This window comes from Bacillus sp. LK2 (genome assembly GCF_001043575.1).
Lineage (GTDB): Bacteria > Bacillota > Bacilli > Bacillales > Bacillaceae_G > Bacillus_A > Bacillus_A paramycoides.
Window position 1 is genome coordinate 1 of sequence record NZ_LDUK01000051.1, and the last position, 15,170, is coordinate 15,170.

Genomic DNA, 15,170 nt, shown 5'->3' on the forward strand with positions numbered 1-15,170 from the left:
AGTGGAAACATCAAGACCAGTAACAAGTGGAAGTAGCCCGGGACCAGTGGAATCGCCAAGATCAGTATCAAGCGGAGGAAGCCCGGGACCAGTGGAATCGCCAAGATCAGTACCAAGTGGAAGTAGCCCGGGACCAGTGGAATCGCCAAGATCAGTATCAAGTGGAAGTAGCGCGGCACCAGCCGATATCGTAACGGTGACACATAGTAGCCCAAGTGTTCCTTATGAAAGTGATAAAGAAGTGGCAGCAGGTAGTAGTCATGAAACACGTACATTAGGACAATATGCCACGGATACAGTTAAAAAAGGTTATAACTCCACTACATCATCCGTTAAGCAAACAGTAAGAGGGGTTCAGGAACGAATCAGTAATTCAGAAACGGTACAAAATACAAAGCGTTTGTATCAAACGGGTCAAAATACAGGTAAGAGTTGGAGAGATATAGTGAACAAAAATAAAAAGAATACAGATAAAAAATAAGCGTAACCGAACGCTTATTTTTTTATTGTCGAAAAGGAGGGAATCCCGATGAGAAGCTATCGGATTCCGAAGGAAATCAGTACAGAATTACGGATTAATAAAGTGCTATATCTAATAGATTTTTTCTTATTGATTGGTTTATTAGTTGTAACGATGATTCTTAGGAATTTTGTACATGGCTCTTTACAACTCCCATTCGTCATTTTCATGGCGGTTATTGCCATTATCATGATTTGGCGACCAAGTACGAATCCTCAAAAACGAATGTATGAAGTATTGATTATTACATTGCTAAGAAGAAAAGGTGCATATTGTGCCATTGATAACGATCAATAAGGGAGGGATCACATATGGCGTTATTCAGCGAAAAAGATGTAGAAAAAGAAAAGCCAAAACAAATAGAAAGACCGAAGAAAAAGGCATTTCGTTTTAACGAAAAAAATGTAAAGGAATCATTTTCTGAACCAAAAGAAATTGTTAAGGTGGTACCCGTCGAAAAGAAAGAGGAAGAAAAAACAAAGGTAGAAAGAAAAGTGAAAAAACAGAAGAAAGAAAAGCCAAAGAAAGATGTTTTGAAAAAGAAAAACCCCAAACTTTTAGGCTTTTTCTCTAGAAAAAAGAAAGAAGCACCACCAAAGGTAAAGAAAAGTATTGCGGAAATTATGCAAATCGTAGACATGACGGAGGATGGAATATTTGAGCTGAAAAATGAGGAGTTTTTAGAAATCCTTCAAGTCGAAGGTGACGATATGTTCTCTAAGAATAGCGAAGAACAAGCATTTGTTATTTTTTCACATGCTTATTTTTATCAAGCCTATAAACAGTCCATTAAACTTGTATTTTTAAACTTCCCATGCCAAACGACCGAACAACAAAGATATATAGAGAAAAAAATAAAAGATTGTACCAATCCTTTATATGAACGAATTTTAAATCAGAAGTTAAAAGAGCTTCAATTTTTAGAATGGGGAAGAACAAATCGTGAAGCTTTCTTATTTATTTACGGAGAAACGGAATTAATCGTAAAAGAACGTGTGGATGCAGCCAAACGATATATTAAGCGTTCTACTGAACTATTAGAGGTGGATGAAGAGAAAAAGTTAGAGCTTATGTTTAAATTGTTTAATCAAAATGCGAAATTGGGAACGAAAAATATATGGTAGTGAGGGGGAAACAACATGTTTGCGTTCAAAAGTAAAAAATCCAAAAAGGAAAAACAAAAAGAACTAAAAAAGAAAAAAGGTTACAATCCTTATTTAGTAGCTAGAGTCCAACCACAAGGGGGTGTAAGTTTTAAAGAAAGTTATGTGCAAACAGGTGATGGAGTGGGTACTTGTATTCATCTGTTTGACTATCCAACAGAGGTAAATGATTTTTGGCTAGAGCAAATTATGAATATGCCAAATGTGATTACCACATTAGATGTAATGAGTGATGACCGAAAAGAGGTCGTCGAATCCATTAATAAATCAATGAGTGAACAAAGTGTTCGGCATGATACAGCGAAAGATAATATAGATCGAATTGATGCAAAAAATGAATTTCAAGAGCTGGAAGCTCTTTATACGGATTTGAAACAAGGCGAGGTCATGAAACGTATTCACATCCGTATCTATGTCTCCTCTAGAACATTAGATGAGTTAGAAAAACAAGTGAAAGAAATCATGGAAACATTAGAATCCTATAACTTTCGAGGAGCTGTCTTTCTAAATGAACAGGAGTATGAATGGGATGCACTTGTAACGAGCTTTGATGTACAAAAGAACTATGTGAACCGAAGAAAAGGGAAAGAAATTCCGGCAGTCAGTCTGGCTGGTGGATGTCCATTTCACTATTCCTATTTGCACGATCCATACGGTACGTATTATGGAACAACGAAAACAAAAGGGAATGTAATCCTTGATATGTTTCATAAAGACCATCAAAGGAAAAGTTATAACGGAGTAATCATTGGAAAGCCTGGGGCTGGAAAATCAACCTTACTCAAAAAGAAAGCCGTTGATTATGCAAGTAAAGGACATTTTATCCGCATTTTTGATATTGTAGGTGAATTTGAGGAAACGGTACGTGATCTGAACGGGAAAACAATTGCATTGGATGGCTCACAGGGACAAATTAATCCACTTCAAGTTTTTAAAACCGCAGAAAGTGAACAAGTGAGTTTCATTCAACATTTATCTAAACTCACAATTTTTTATCGTTTTATTGCGCCGGAGGCACCAGATGATGAGATAAAAGAATATGAAAATTTACTTAGAAGATTATACATTAAAAAGGAATTATGGAATCCGGATAAGGGAGCAAAAAATGAAATTACAAACAAAAAGCCAACAGAGTATCCGATTTTTTCGGATTATTTAGCATATGTTCGTGAGGAATTATATGAAGATGTGGATACAAGAAAACATCGTGAGAACCTGGGTGAAAATAGATTACAACGGTTAGAAAAAATTGAGTTGAATCTTGTTAATTTAGTAGAAGCCTATAGAGAGTTATTCGATGGTCATTCTACGATTGAAGATTTCAAGAAGGAACAAGTTGTTTCCTTTTCTTTACGGAATATTTCAGAATTCAAAAATGAAGTATTTGGTGCTCAAATTTTCAATATCCTAAATTTACTTTGGGATGAGATGATTTCAAATGGTGCTCCACAATTAGATGCTTATAACAAAAAGCTACTTACTTTTGAAGATGTTATTCGGTATTTCATTTTGATTGACGAATCACATCGCATTATCAACACGAAAGATGAAAGTGAACATGCGTTACGATCTTTAATCAAATTTAGCCGGGAAGATAGAAAATATTTCGCTGGTCTTTTATATGCAAGTCACAGCATCCGAGACTTTGTACCAGAGGGTTCTTCACAAGCAAGAATTGATGATATCAAAGTGCTATTTGAGTTAACACAGTACAAATTTATTATGCAACAAGATAACAATAGTTTAGATATGTTACGAAAAGTATTTGCTGGACAGTTAAGTGAAAGTGAAATTGCAGCAATCCCACATTTACCAACAGGGGATGTCATTTTGAGTATTGGAGCTGTAAAAAACATTCACTTTCATGTAGAAGTAACAGATGAAGAATTGATGTTATTCGGGGGAGGTGCTTAATACCATGCATCTAGTTTTAAAGATTATACCAAAGAAATGGCTCATCACTTTAGCTTTAATTGTGATGGGTCTTTTTTCTTTTCTTTTACTTGGAGTCGTTAGTATTTTCATTGCGGCAATGGGGAGCGATAGCGGAACAGACACGGGTGATATTACGTATACGGGTGAAGGGCAAGTTATGAATGTTTCGCCCGAAGTTTTGAAATGGGAACCTACGATTCGTAAGTATGCGAAAGAGTTTGGCGTGGAACCATTTGTCGCTTTAATGCTTGCTCAAATGATGCAAGAAAGCGGAGGGCGTGGTAGTGATCCCATGCAATCATCGGAGGGTGCTTTTAATACGAAATATTGTAAATCACCAAACTGTATTACAGATCCAGATTACAGTATTTGGGCTGGCGTACAGGAGTTTAAACATGCGATAGAGAGAGCTGGTGTAACAAGTCCTGGTGACATGGATCATATCAAAACAGCCCTCCAAGCTTACAATTTTGGAACAGGATTTTTTGATTTTATTAATTCAAATGGTGGTAAATATACAAAGGAATTAGCCATAAAGTTCTCACAGGAGCAATACAAAAAAGTAGCCCACACCGGTATGTATCATTGCCTTAGGCCAGAAGCTGTACCGTATCAAGCGTGTTACGGGGATATATTGTACGTTGATGCGGTTTTGAAATATTATCAGCCGGGTTCTGTCGTTTCTGGTGGCGGAGGAAATCCAGGAAGTGGTGGAAGTAGTGGTTCAAAAGTTGCCGATGTGGGTCGTCAATGGATTGGTCGTTCTACCTATGTTTTTGGTGGTGGACGAACACAATCTGATATTGCTAGAGGCATTTTTGATTGTAGTAGTTTTGTCCGGTGGGCGTTTGAACAAGTAGGAATGAATGTTGGAGATGTTGGTGGAACAAGTACAGAAACATTGAATAAAATCGGTACAAAAGTACCAGCTAATGATATGAAACCGGGTGATGTTATATTCTTTGATACCTATAAAGGTGACGGTCATGTTGGTATTGTAATTGATAAAAATACTTTCATTGGATGCCAAACTAATAAAGGTGTTTCCATTGAAGATTTAAATAATCCATATTGGAAAAAAGTCTTTTCTGGTCATGTAAGAAGGTTCTAAAAATCAAAAGAATAGGAGACTGTAAGTATGAAAGATAAACGGAAATTGTTGTTTATTATATTTGTCATTTTAGTAGTAGGTGTGACAGTTTTAAATATTTATTTGAGTAAAAAATCAATGAGTGATGGCAAAGAAAAACAGCTAAAACTTTCAAATGAATTACTAACAAGACAGAATGAAGACTTAAAAAAACGGCTGGATAAGGTACTTCCTTCCGCACAAGAACAACAAAGAAGGGCGTATTTATCGACAGCCGAAACGTTTATTCAATTATCCTTTCATCGAGAAAAAGAAGGATACAATGAGCGAAAAGAAAAAGCAAAAACCATTATGAGTGAAGAACTTTTACAACAATTCTATCCCACTGACAAATACGAGTTGGGAGATACCTATAAAACGAAACCAATAGAAATGAAGTTTTATTTACAAGAAAATGAACCCAATCAAGAGGAAGTAAATGTGTTAGGTGAATTTATAAATGTCACAACCGATTCAACACAAAATCGAGAAGAAAAAGTCAAAAGTGTGTTGCGAATCATCTTAAAAAAGGAAAAGGAAACATGGCGAGTGACAAGTGTAGAAGAACTCAATATGAAAGTTTTATAACAAAAAAAGATGAGGTGAGAGTGTGATAGGTGCAATCAGTAAGAAGAGTGAAAGAATCAATTTAAGAAGAAATAAGTCATGGATCTACCTAGCAATTATCAGCTTTCTATTTATCGGTTTTTTCGCTTTCTTGACATCTAAAATTTACATGCCAAACGATGAAAAACTATTCCATACGGAAACAAATAAAGTAATCAAGTTGTCGGGGATGGGAAAATTGATTGTAGAGCAAAGGGTGTATAACCCACATAAAAATTTCATGGAAATTCGATTTCGAATTGAAGGATATGAGGAAACAGGCTTTACATTTAAGGCACAAGAAAAAGCAAAGCCGGGTGCTCAATTGCCAGTCAAAGTGTTGTATGAAGAGAACGGGAATTACGTGATAGAAGTCAAAGAATTATCTCCAAATTGGGGAGCGTTAGCTTTAGATATTTACAATAAAAACAGTGAAAAAGAACAAATGGATATTCGGAAATTTACACAAGATGCTAACGAGTACGAAGATGAAAATACAAGTACAAAGAGTCCGAATAAACTTGTTCAGACGATTTTTACCGATCAAAGAAAAACAAAAGCAAATGATGAGTTGTTAACTGAAAATAAAAAAACATATGAGTTAGATTTTATAGAAAGAGACAAAAAAGATATTGAAACAAAGATCGAAAATTATGGAAAGGCAATCAAGCTTGAAGAAGAAAATGGAAAGACAGTTTATGAAAAAGTAAAAGGGCTGAAAGATGAAATGAAGTATCAAACCGAAGCGGAAAAAACGGAAACACAATCCAAAATAGCGTCCTTAGAATCAAAAATAAAATCATCAGAAAAGAACATTGAATTGTTTAAAGGAGAACAAAAAATTGCACGAGATAAGATCAAAAAATTAGAGCAAAAGGCACTAGAAGTTAATAAAAACTGAAAAAAGACATGTCGTGAGTGAGTCTACATCAAGGGATTTCGTGTCGTGAGTGAGTCCACATCACAAAAAAATGAGTCGTGAGTGAGTCTACATCAGAAGATTTTGTGTCGTGAGTGAGTCTACACCTAGAAGGTTTTCTTGCCCCCACCGTTTTGCTAGGCTCCGCCTAGCCCCACACCCTCGGTGGGGGCAAAAACCCCTTATGCTCTTCTCACTATTTTTGGTTCTCTACCCACAATTGCAGAAAGGAGCGGAAATTGTGCATTTAAAAATAAGAGATATAGATCCGGTTGCAATCAAAAAGTTTGATGAAATGGCAAAGAAAAAAGGAGTTTCAAGACAAAAACTTTTAAAAGGGATACTTGAAATGGCGGCTTATTTGCCGGAGCAAACGAAAAAGGAAATGGAGTTAGAAAATTTAATTGAAAAGAACATTTATGCAATGAGAGAGTGCTATAGCGAAATGAAAAAAATGAATGAGTTTATTCAAATGATGATGCAGGATGATGAAAATGAGTAATGGGGTTCCTGTTCAATCTTCCATTACACCGGGTGTTGTTTTAAAAACAAAATTTGTGTTACCAAGTTCGGATGCCTTTCAGAACTATATTGAGTATGTAGACCGGGAAGAAGCACAAAGTGAAGTGAAACTGAATCCGAAAATGTTTGAAACGTATCAAGAATATATGGGGAATCCAGAAAAGACATCGGCGCTGTTTACGGAACACGCAAATCGTTTATCAGAAAGTGAGAAAAAATCCTTAAAGGAAATGTTTAAAACCGCTCACGAAAATGGAAGTATCATGTGGCAAGATGTCATTTCTTTTCATAATCCTTGGCTAGAGGAACAAGGTATTTATGATGAGAAAACGAAAACATTAGATGAAAAAAAGTTAATGGATGTGACACGGCTTGCGATGAAGGAAATGCAAAAAAGGGAGGTGTTAGAAAAAAGTTCTACCTGGTCGGCAGCCATTCATTTTAATACGGATAACATTCATATTCATGTGGCAACTGTTGAACCATTTCCAACGAGAGAACGTGGCAAAAGAAAACCAAAAACCTTGGATGCGATGAGGGGAAAAGTCGTAAACAATTTGTTAGATCGTAAGCAGGAACAAAAACAAATTAATGATCTGATTCGAAACAATATGGTGGGAAGTAAAAAAGAGGATTCGGTTTTTGAGTGGCGTAATCAACATTTGAAACCATTGTTTTTACAAATCTATAAACAGTTACCAAGTGATAAAAGACAGTGGCAATATAGCTACAATACAATTCAGCCATTGAAGCCGGAAATTGATGAATTAAGCAGGCGATATATTCAACATCATCATAAAAAAGATTACGATCAGTTTCTCCAAAAGTTAGATAAAGAAGTGCAGGTTTTTAAAGAAGCATATGGAGAAGGAAAGTATGATAAGAAGCAATATGAAAATTATAAGACGAATAAAATCAATGACCTGTATAAAAGAATGGGGAACGCTTTTTTACAAGAAATGAAGGCATACGATAAAGAACAAAAGAGAATCCACCACATGAGAAAATCAAAGCCGTTTCAAAAATTTCAACAGAATGTATCAATTCAGTATTCTATGAGGAAAGTGGAACGTGCTTTTAAAAGTGAATATGAAAGCTGGAAGAACCAAAAGTATTATGAGCGTATGCAAAAAGAAAGTGCATATCAAAATGAGAGGGGTTATTAAATGAAGGACTTTCGCATGCAAATTACATTGGATGAAGAAACAGATACGTATATTAAAGATTATATGGAAGAACACAATATTAGATACAACGGCGAAGCAATTGTAAGGATTTGTAGAGAACATCAAGCATCAAAAAATACAGAATGGTCATTGAATTATATTTCAGAAGTTGTTTCTAAAAATCTTCATGACATATTAAAAAGTGAGTTAACAAAAATTCGTCTTGGTGCAAATAGTGCGGATCGAAATACACAAGTTTTAATAGAGTTATTAAATGGTTATTTCTTTTTAGAAGGCGTAGACAGCATTATTACGACTGATAAACAGGAGATGGAAAGTGTGAAGATGGCAAAGAAAACTGTGGAAGAACGAATTAGCCATTTAAGACAAAAGCGTTTAGATCATGAGGCATCAAAGAACAATGTAACCTAAGCTACATTGTTCTTTTTTATAAAAAAATAGGAGGTTATTAGAATGTTATTATTTCATGAAGATATGGCATTAGGAGTCATTAAAGAAATTGGAGAAGATGAACTTGTGTTACTTGTAAAGGATGAAGAGTTAGTAATTAAAATTACAAAAGAACAAGTGAGAGAACTGGCAGTTCATGTCATGAATCAAGAGAATATGTTAGTTCCGGTTAATGTAAAAACACATGAACTATTCTTCGATACAAACGAAAGATGGAATGAAGAAGAAATGGAGGAATTGCAAAGAGCTAGCGAAGTGTAAATAGATAAAAAAGTTCTTTACTCATTCAAAAATACAATGATGGAAATGAGGGTTAACATGTTTGTAAATTTCAATTTAAAAAGCATTGAAAACGGTGATATAAGAGTAAATATAGAGAGCGCAAACCATGATTTGAAACATGTCATAGAATGTTTTAAAGAAGAGGGCTTCAATCTTTCGAAATGGTACTTAATTGAAATAGCAGCTACTGAAAGCGAAAGGGTTTATTGTTTTAAAGACTCTGAGAGTCACTATGTAGATATGTTAATTGGTGCAAATAATCAGGTGACTCCAAATTATTTTAAAAACCATGACGTGGATCAATATAGTTTGTTTCAAGCGGAATCAATACGAGAAGCAATTAGATTATATGAAGTTATATACAATCCAAGTAAATGTAAAGAATAAGTAGTTCTTTGCCGAATAAAAATATTCTTTACTCATTTGAAAATGTAGTAATTATCAGCCTTGTTAGTAAAGAACCTTTTTATCCAAGGACACGAAGGAGTAGGAGAAGATCATGAGTAAAAATTATAAGAAAAAGTATCAAACAAAATCACCGGAAGAAAAGAAAGAAGCGGTGCAAGCTTTAACAAAAAAGATGGAAAAAAGCATAGAAGGCTATTTTCGTACACCAGGAGATTTGAAAGATTATTTATCGTTTATGGCAAAGTTTTATCACTATTCACCATCTAATATTTCATTAATACAGAGTCAATTTGAAGGAGCCAGGGCAGTTGGTTCCTTTTCTTTTTGGAAAGAAAAAGGATTTGCGGTTAAGAAGGGTGAGAAAGGAATCCAGATCCTTGTTCCGAACCGAACTACAGCAAAATTTAAAGACAAAGAAGGCACTTGGAAAACAGTAACTAAAGCAAATGAGGAAGAGAAAAAGCAAATTGAATCTAAAAGCGTAGAAGTGAAACCTGGTCGTTTATATTTTGCTGTCGGCCATGTGTTTGACGTGTCTCAAACAAACGCAAAAGCGGAAGATCTACCTCGTATTTTTCCGAATCGTTGGCTAGAAGGAAGTGTAAAAGATTATAAGAGTTTATATAGAGGAATGGAAGCTGTTGCGGAAAAGAACGGTGTGAAAATTATTGAGCCGAAGCAAGAACTTGGGGTCGCAAAGGGGGTTAGTTACACCTTAACAAAAGAAGTTGCTTTGAATCCACGAAATAGTGAATTACAAAATGTAAAAACTCTTCTTCATGAGCTAGCACATGCCAAACTTCATACAGCAGAAACACATATGAATTACACAGCACCAGAAAAAGAGTTTCAAGCAGAAATGACCGCTTATGCTGTTTCTTCTTATTTCGGAATTAATACGAGCGAATATTCCCTCGGTTACCTAGCCAGTTGGACAAAAGGAAAAGAGATGAAAGATAAAACCCAGTTATTGAAAGAAGTACATGAAACCTCCATTGAATTTATTGAAACAATTGAAAACACGTTAGAAAAGGAAAAAGGAAAAATAAATGAAAAAGAGGTGGAAGGTATGGCAAATAAAAATGAAAAACAGGATGAAAAAAATATTTTATTGGTGGAATATATGAGTCTAAGTAATACGAAACAAGAACTAGTTTCCGTTACGCAGTTAAGAGATCTAACAAATTCTAGAAACCAAGCATTTCAACCTGTAGAGCGTGGAGAACAATTGAGTGATAAGGAATTCATAGATGCATTTAACGTGGCAAATAAAGAAAGATATGCAGCTCTAAATCAGAATGAAATTACTCGTCCAACTATGTTAATTCAATGGAGTGAAAACGAAAATTTTGCAAGTAATCAATTAATCCCATTTGGAGAGGCAAATGAAAAAATGTCTGAAGTCATTTCAAATATCGAAAAAGCAAAGGAGGAAGCAAGAGAAAAAGATGAATACGTACCATATGATAAAACTCGCTATCATATCGCCATTCCAAAAGAAGTAGATAGGGATTTTGGGAGAATGGAGCTTGTGAGTATGGATCGTTTGGATCTTGGGGATGGGGACTACAAGACACCGTATGAACAGGTATTAAACGAGAAAAGGTATCTATCGGATGAAGTAAAACAAGCGTTACGAGATGAAGTAATGAATTATAGAAATAACAAAGAGATACCGATGGAAAAAACACATAAAAATACACTAGAAAACTTGAAAGAGACACCCAATCACTTAGTTACAATTCAAGTGTTAGCAAAGGATATGCAAGATGATGAAGTTGCAAGAATCCACATGATGGATGGGGTTACGAAAGATATTAATTATTTATCGGTATGGAACCAAGATAAAACAGATCGAGAAGATTTATATGTTTCCTTAATGGAGAAAAACGGAGAACGAGAAAATGTCTATTTGGATAACATTTTGAAGCCAGATTTATATGAAAAAGTTCAGAATTCCATCTTTGACGGAAAAGGTAATCAATCGTTTGTTGTACATGAGAAGGATGCAAGAATGAGTCTAGATGAAATAGTAAAAGATGAACGATATGGAATCTTAGTTGATAAAGCGGAAGAACAAAAAGATCCCTCATTTAATGAAAAAGAAGTGGAATTGTATAAAGAAATGAAGAAGGAAGGATATGCACCTATTGCTTCTTTAGATCAACAAATTCAACCTTCAAAAGAAAAAGAGTCAGCTACTTTAGATAAGGATTTAAGCCGGAAATACGAAGCATACAGACGTTCACAATATGAAGAAACACCAGATAATATTGATAGTATTGTCACTCGTGTAAAAGCTGAAGAGCGGTATTATACAACAAAGTATGTTTCGATTGATAATGAGCTGGTAAGCCAGGAACACGTTGTGAAATTAGAAAGCCAGGTGGATGAGAAGCTTGGGAAAGAAGGAATAACGGTGAATCAGTCTACAACTTCAAAGGAAATGGATGTAGATAAAAATTTTCAACCATTAAACGGAAAACAAACGAACAATAAGGTAAAAGAAAAGGAACTAGAGCCTATTGCCCCAGGTAATGTAGAGCAGTCGAAGGCTACAAAGAAATCGAGTAGAAAAAAAGAAACACTGGAAATGGAACGATGAAAAATTTTATAACAGGAAAACCAGATTAAATCATTTTTTGTTACTCAATTGAGAAAACGGAAAGTGATTTTTTTATATCTATAAATGGAAGAGGGTAAGAGTAAAAGCCCTCTTTCTCATTTAAAAGTAAAACTTAAACCTTTTATTCTTACGTTTTTAATTTGTACCATATTAAAAATGAAGTTGTTTAAAAAATGGAAAGGAGAACGAGATATGAGTGAGAAAAAACTAAGAAAGATGTTAGAATCTATGACTGTAGAAGAGGTCAGCGCCAATGGGGAAGGAATAAAAATCCTTATTAAAAAAAGTAATATACCATTGTATGGTAAATTTCTAAAGGATTACGAATTAAATGGAGTGTTATTCAAAAAAGAAGACTTGTTTTATCTATTAAGGGAGGATAAAGATTCCTACATTGTAGAACTGGAACAACAATCGTTGAGTGTAATCTCCTTACCAAAAAAGTTAGAAGAAAAGGTATTCATTTTTTAATCAACTTTATTTGTAATTAAACAACCTAAATCATTTTTTGTTACTCAATTGAGAAAACGAAAAATGATTTTTTTATATCTAGAAATGAAAGAGGGTAAAAGTAAAAACCCTCTTTCTCATTTGTAGAACGAAAGGAGTGAACGTTATGAATGTATGGCTGTTTGCGGGCTGTATGTTCCTTGTAGTGGTCTTTTTGAACACGTTGTTATATTTGGTCACAGAATGGTGAAAAAGTGGAGAAATAAGAAATGGAAGCGTGAAACTGAAATTGCAGATTAATAGGAGGTACTACTTATGGGAAAAACATTATTTATTGCAGAGAAGCCGAAGGTAGCCATTGAATTATTGAAATCACCTAGATTTAGAAACTCGCAAAAATATCCAGGAAGTAAGCCATATTATGGCTACTATGAAAATGAAAATTACATTATTAGTTGGTGCCGAGGGCATTTATTAGAACTAAAACATCCAGAGGAGATGGACGAGAGATACAAAGAATTTAAATTTGAACATTTACCAATTATTTTGGAGCCGGGATATAAAGTGAAATCGGATAGTCTCGAACAAGTTCAAATATTGGTTAAGTTGTTAAATCGTCCTGATGTAGATCATGTGGTCAATTCATGTGATGCAGACAAAGAGGGCGAGCTTATCTATCGTGAGATAGTTGAACATGCAAGTGTAAACAAGCGAGAATCCCGTCTTTTTATCTCTTCCTATGAGGCCGCAGAGTTAGAGGGAGCATTAAACCGATTAGAACCAGGAACAGACTATGATGGGCTTGCTCAATCCGCTAAAGCAAGGCAATACCTAGATTATATTCTAGGAATTAATGTTACGAGGGGCTGTACATCAAAACTAGCAAGAAACCAATTCTTATTGGCTTCTGGTCGTGTTCAAATGTGTATCTTGAATGAAATTCGTCAAAGGGAAATTGCAATTCAAAATTATAAAGAACAAACCTACTATAATTTAAAGCTATTAACGGAAAATGGTTTATCACCGGTAATAAAAACAGAGGAACAACTTATAGATCCATCCCCACTCCAAAAACTTGGAGATAGTTTGAAAGAAACGAATGTAATCGTAACGGAATTTAAAGAAAGTATGAGAAAAAAGAAACCAAAATTATTATATAACTTAACGGATATCTACAAAGATGCTCACGCCAAACTGAAGATAAATGCGGAAACAGCAAAAAAACATATTCAGAGTTTGTATGACGAAGGCTTTATCACGTATCCTCGTTCCTCATCTAGGCACTTACCTACCGAACAAGTGGAACGAGTAAAAGAAGTAATGGGAGCATTAGAAAAGAGCTCCTATGCAAATCTAGTACAACAAGTGGTTCCATCTTCTATTACGAAAAAACATACGACTTTTAATGATGAGTTAGTAAGTAGTCACTTTGCGATCATCCCAACAACAAAATTATATGTCGGGACCAACCGAAATCCATTAGAAAAACAGTTATATGACTTAATTGTAAAACGATTTATCGGGAATTTTATGAAACCAGCAATCTATCTGGTAAGAGAAGTACATTTTATAGATCAAGAGGGCAACACATACAGTACAAAAGAAAAGATCCTACAAGAGAAAGGGTTTCTACGTGTGTTTCAAGAGGATATAGAAGAGGGATCAGTTGAAGCATTTCAGATACCTATTTTACGAGAAGGAGATTCTTTCAGAATCGTTCAGTATGACTTGATTGAGTCACGAACAAAGAAACCAGCCTTTCATACGGAAAGTTCCATTTTAACCTTTATGGAAACGGCAGGGCGTAAATTGGATGATGAACATTTGAAAGAACTTATGAAAGGAAAACGGATTGGGACAGTCGCAACGGAAGAAACATTTATCCCAAAACTGTTAGAGCGAAGCTATATTGATGTTACCAACAATCAGATTCGAACCACTAAAATTGGTCGTGCGTTTATAGATGCTTTTCCGGTAGATGAAATCAAAAATCCAGCTTATACGGCTGAAATGGAAGGGATGATTTACATGATCGAAAAAAAAGAAATGAAATATGAGGAATTTGTAGAGAAAACAAATACGTTTGTAAAGGATACGGTAGAACAACTAGGTGCAATGGATGATAAGGTGTCGGATAGCATTATTAATACTTGGAATCAGCAAATTGAGGTGTGTAAATGCCCTTGTAGAAAAGGAAAAATCATTCATAAAGGTAATTTTTATGGGTGCAGTAATTATCCAGAATGTGAAATCTCCTTACCGAAAAAAATTAAAGAAAAAGCGATTCCGGAGGCGCAAGCGAAAAAGCTGTTTGAGGATAAGAAAACAGATCTTTTAAAAGGATTTAAGTCCAATGAGAAAGAGTTTTCCGCTTATCTAGTGTTACATGAAGGAAATATCAAATTTCAGTTTCCAACACAAGAGGAGCTGTCATTTGGTAAATGCCCAAAATGTAAAAAAGGTGAAATCCTTCATCGTAAAACGTTTTATGGATGCACGGAGCATCAAAACGGATGTGATTTTATGTTACCAGCAAAGATGAAAGGGAAAGCGATTCCTGGTAATCAAATGAAAAAGCTGATTCAGTATAAAACGACTGATTTTATAAATGGCTTTGAAGGGGAAAAGGGAGAATTTACAGCAGCTATCTATATGGAAGCAGACGGAAGTTTGAAATTCCGTTTTCCAACGACTGAAGATCGTACAATTGGCAAATGTCCATTATGTAAGAGTAGGGTTCTTGTAGGGAAAAGTAACTATTTATGTGAGAAATACAAAAAAGGCTGTGACTTCATTATTTTTGGTACATTCTCTGGTAAAAATCTAAGTAGTAACCATGTGAAAAAGTTATTAGAAAAGAATGTGACAGATCAGATCAAAGGTTTTATCTCGAACAAAAATGGGAAGAAATTTGACGCTCGATTATCATACAGCGTACAGGAGAAGCGATTAAAATTCTTATTCGGCAAATAA

The 15,170-nt window shown here is 34.9% G+C and carries 14 protein-coding genes and 1 pseudogene; all 15 read left to right on the plus strand.

Annotation, left to right across the window (positions count from 1 at the left end; translation table 11 throughout):
* Positions 1 to 481, plus strand: a pseudogene (locus tag VK90_RS30365) (pLS20_p028 family conjugation system transmembrane protein); the annotation flags it as partial.
* A gap of 48 nt (positions 482 to 529) precedes the next feature.
* The gene (locus VK90_RS23955) at positions 530 to 817 is read left to right on the plus strand and encodes a DUF5592 family protein (protein WP_048375734.1); all 288 of its coding nucleotides are present in this window, start codon (positions 530 to 532) and stop codon (positions 815 to 817) included.
* A 14-nt stretch (positions 818 to 831) separates the two neighbouring features.
* Positions 832 to 1,644 (plus strand): hypothetical protein, encoded by an 813-nt coding sequence (locus tag VK90_RS23960; RefSeq protein ID WP_048375737.1) that lies wholly within the window; start codon positions 832 to 834, stop codon positions 1,642 to 1,644.
* A gap of 15 nt (positions 1,645 to 1,659) precedes the next feature.
* Positions 1,660 to 3,597 (plus strand): VirB4 family type IV secretion system protein, encoded by a 1,938-nt coding sequence (locus tag VK90_RS23965; protein WP_048375739.1) that lies wholly within the window; start codon positions 1,660 to 1,662, stop codon positions 3,595 to 3,597.
* Positions 3,598 to 3,601: 4 nt separating this feature from the next.
* Entirely contained in the window at positions 3,602 to 4,729 is a 1,128-nt protein-coding gene (locus VK90_RS23970) for a bifunctional lytic transglycosylase/C40 family peptidase (RefSeq protein ID WP_048375741.1), read from the plus strand.
* A gap of 27 nt (positions 4,730 to 4,756) precedes the next feature.
* Complete coding sequence (locus VK90_RS23975) at positions 4,757 to 5,335, plus strand: hypothetical protein (protein ID WP_048375743.1); 579 nt, start codon at positions 4,757 to 4,759, stop codon at positions 5,333 to 5,335.
* A gap of 22 nt (positions 5,336 to 5,357) precedes the next feature.
* Complete coding sequence (locus VK90_RS23980) at positions 5,358 to 6,254, plus strand: ABC transporter permease (protein ID WP_048375745.1); 897 nt, start codon at positions 5,358 to 5,360, stop codon at positions 6,252 to 6,254.
* Between the two features lie 202 nt (positions 6,255 to 6,456).
* Positions 6,457 to 6,774, plus strand: a complete 318-nt coding sequence (locus tag VK90_RS23985; RefSeq protein WP_442853656.1) for a hypothetical protein — start codon at positions 6,457 to 6,459, stop codon at positions 6,772 to 6,774.
* Positions 6,767 to 7,960 (plus strand): MobP2 family relaxase, encoded by a 1,194-nt coding sequence (gene mobP2 / locus VK90_RS23990; RefSeq protein ID WP_048375747.1) that lies wholly within the window; start codon positions 6,767 to 6,769, stop codon positions 7,958 to 7,960. Before VK90_RS23985 ends, mobP2 begins: the two co-directional genes overlap by 8 nt.
* Positions 7,961 to 8,392: a hypothetical protein gene (locus tag VK90_RS23995; protein ID WP_048375749.1), complete on the plus strand. Its 432-nt coding sequence runs from the start codon at positions 7,961 to 7,963 to the stop codon at positions 8,390 to 8,392.
* Between the two features lie 42 nt (positions 8,393 to 8,434).
* Positions 8,435 to 8,692 carry a hypothetical protein gene (locus VK90_RS24000; protein WP_048375751.1) on the plus strand — a complete coding sequence of 86 codons (258 nt, stop codon included), beginning with the start codon at positions 8,435 to 8,437 and terminating at the stop codon, positions 8,690 to 8,692.
* 57 nt (positions 8,693 to 8,749) lie between these two features.
* Positions 8,750 to 9,100 carry a hypothetical protein gene (locus VK90_RS24005; RefSeq protein ID WP_048375753.1) on the plus strand — a complete coding sequence of 117 codons (351 nt, stop codon included), beginning with the start codon at positions 8,750 to 8,752 and terminating at the stop codon, positions 9,098 to 9,100.
* Between the two features lie 112 nt (positions 9,101 to 9,212).
* Entirely contained in the window at positions 9,213 to 11,726 is a 2,514-nt protein-coding gene (locus VK90_RS24010) for an LPD25 domain-containing protein (protein ID WP_048375755.1), read from the plus strand.
* Positions 11,727 to 11,939: 213 nt separating this feature from the next.
* Entirely contained in the window at positions 11,940 to 12,218 is a 279-nt protein-coding gene (locus tag VK90_RS24015; protein WP_156185469.1) for a hypothetical protein, read from the plus strand.
* 294 nt (positions 12,219 to 12,512) lie between these two features.
* Positions 12,513 to 15,170 (plus strand): type IA DNA topoisomerase, encoded by a 2,658-nt coding sequence (locus tag VK90_RS24020; protein WP_048375760.1) that lies wholly within the window; start codon positions 12,513 to 12,515, stop codon positions 15,168 to 15,170.

Coding starts and splice junctions, on each gene's coding strand:
- VK90_RS23970 (WP_048375741.1), top strand. CDS start 3,602: ATGCATCTAGTTTTAAAGATTATACCAAAGAAATGGCTCATCACTTTA.
- VK90_RS23995 (WP_048375749.1), top strand. CDS start 7,961: ATGAAGGACTTTCGCATGCAAATTACATTGGATGAAGAAACAGATACG.
- VK90_RS23965 (WP_048375739.1), top strand. CDS start 1,660: ATGTTTGCGTTCAAAAGTAAAAAATCCAAAAAGGAAAAACAAAAAGAA.
- VK90_RS24010 (WP_048375755.1), top strand. CDS start 9,213: ATGAGTAAAAATTATAAGAAAAAGTATCAAACAAAATCACCGGAAGAA.
- mobP2 (WP_048375747.1), top strand. CDS start 6,767: ATGAGTAATGGGGTTCCTGTTCAATCTTCCATTACACCGGGTGTTGTT.
- VK90_RS24020 (WP_048375760.1), top strand. CDS start 12,513: ATGGGAAAAACATTATTTATTGCAGAGAAGCCGAAGGTAGCCATTGAA.
- VK90_RS23955 (WP_048375734.1), top strand. CDS start 530: ATGAGAAGCTATCGGATTCCGAAGGAAATCAGTACAGAATTACGGATT.
- VK90_RS23975 (WP_048375743.1), top strand. CDS start 4,757: ATGAAAGATAAACGGAAATTGTTGTTTATTATATTTGTCATTTTAGTA.
- VK90_RS24005 (WP_048375753.1), top strand. CDS start 8,750: ATGTTTGTAAATTTCAATTTAAAAAGCATTGAAAACGGTGATATAAGA.
- VK90_RS24015 (WP_156185469.1), top strand. CDS start 11,940: ATGAGTGAGAAAAAACTAAGAAAGATGTTAGAATCTATGACTGTAGAA.
- VK90_RS24000 (WP_048375751.1), top strand. CDS start 8,435: ATGTTATTATTTCATGAAGATATGGCATTAGGAGTCATTAAAGAAATT.
- VK90_RS23960 (WP_048375737.1), top strand. CDS start 832: ATGGCGTTATTCAGCGAAAAAGATGTAGAAAAAGAAAAGCCAAAACAA.
- VK90_RS23985 (WP_442853656.1), top strand. CDS start 6,457: ATGCTCTTCTCACTATTTTTGGTTCTCTACCCACAATTGCAGAAAGGA.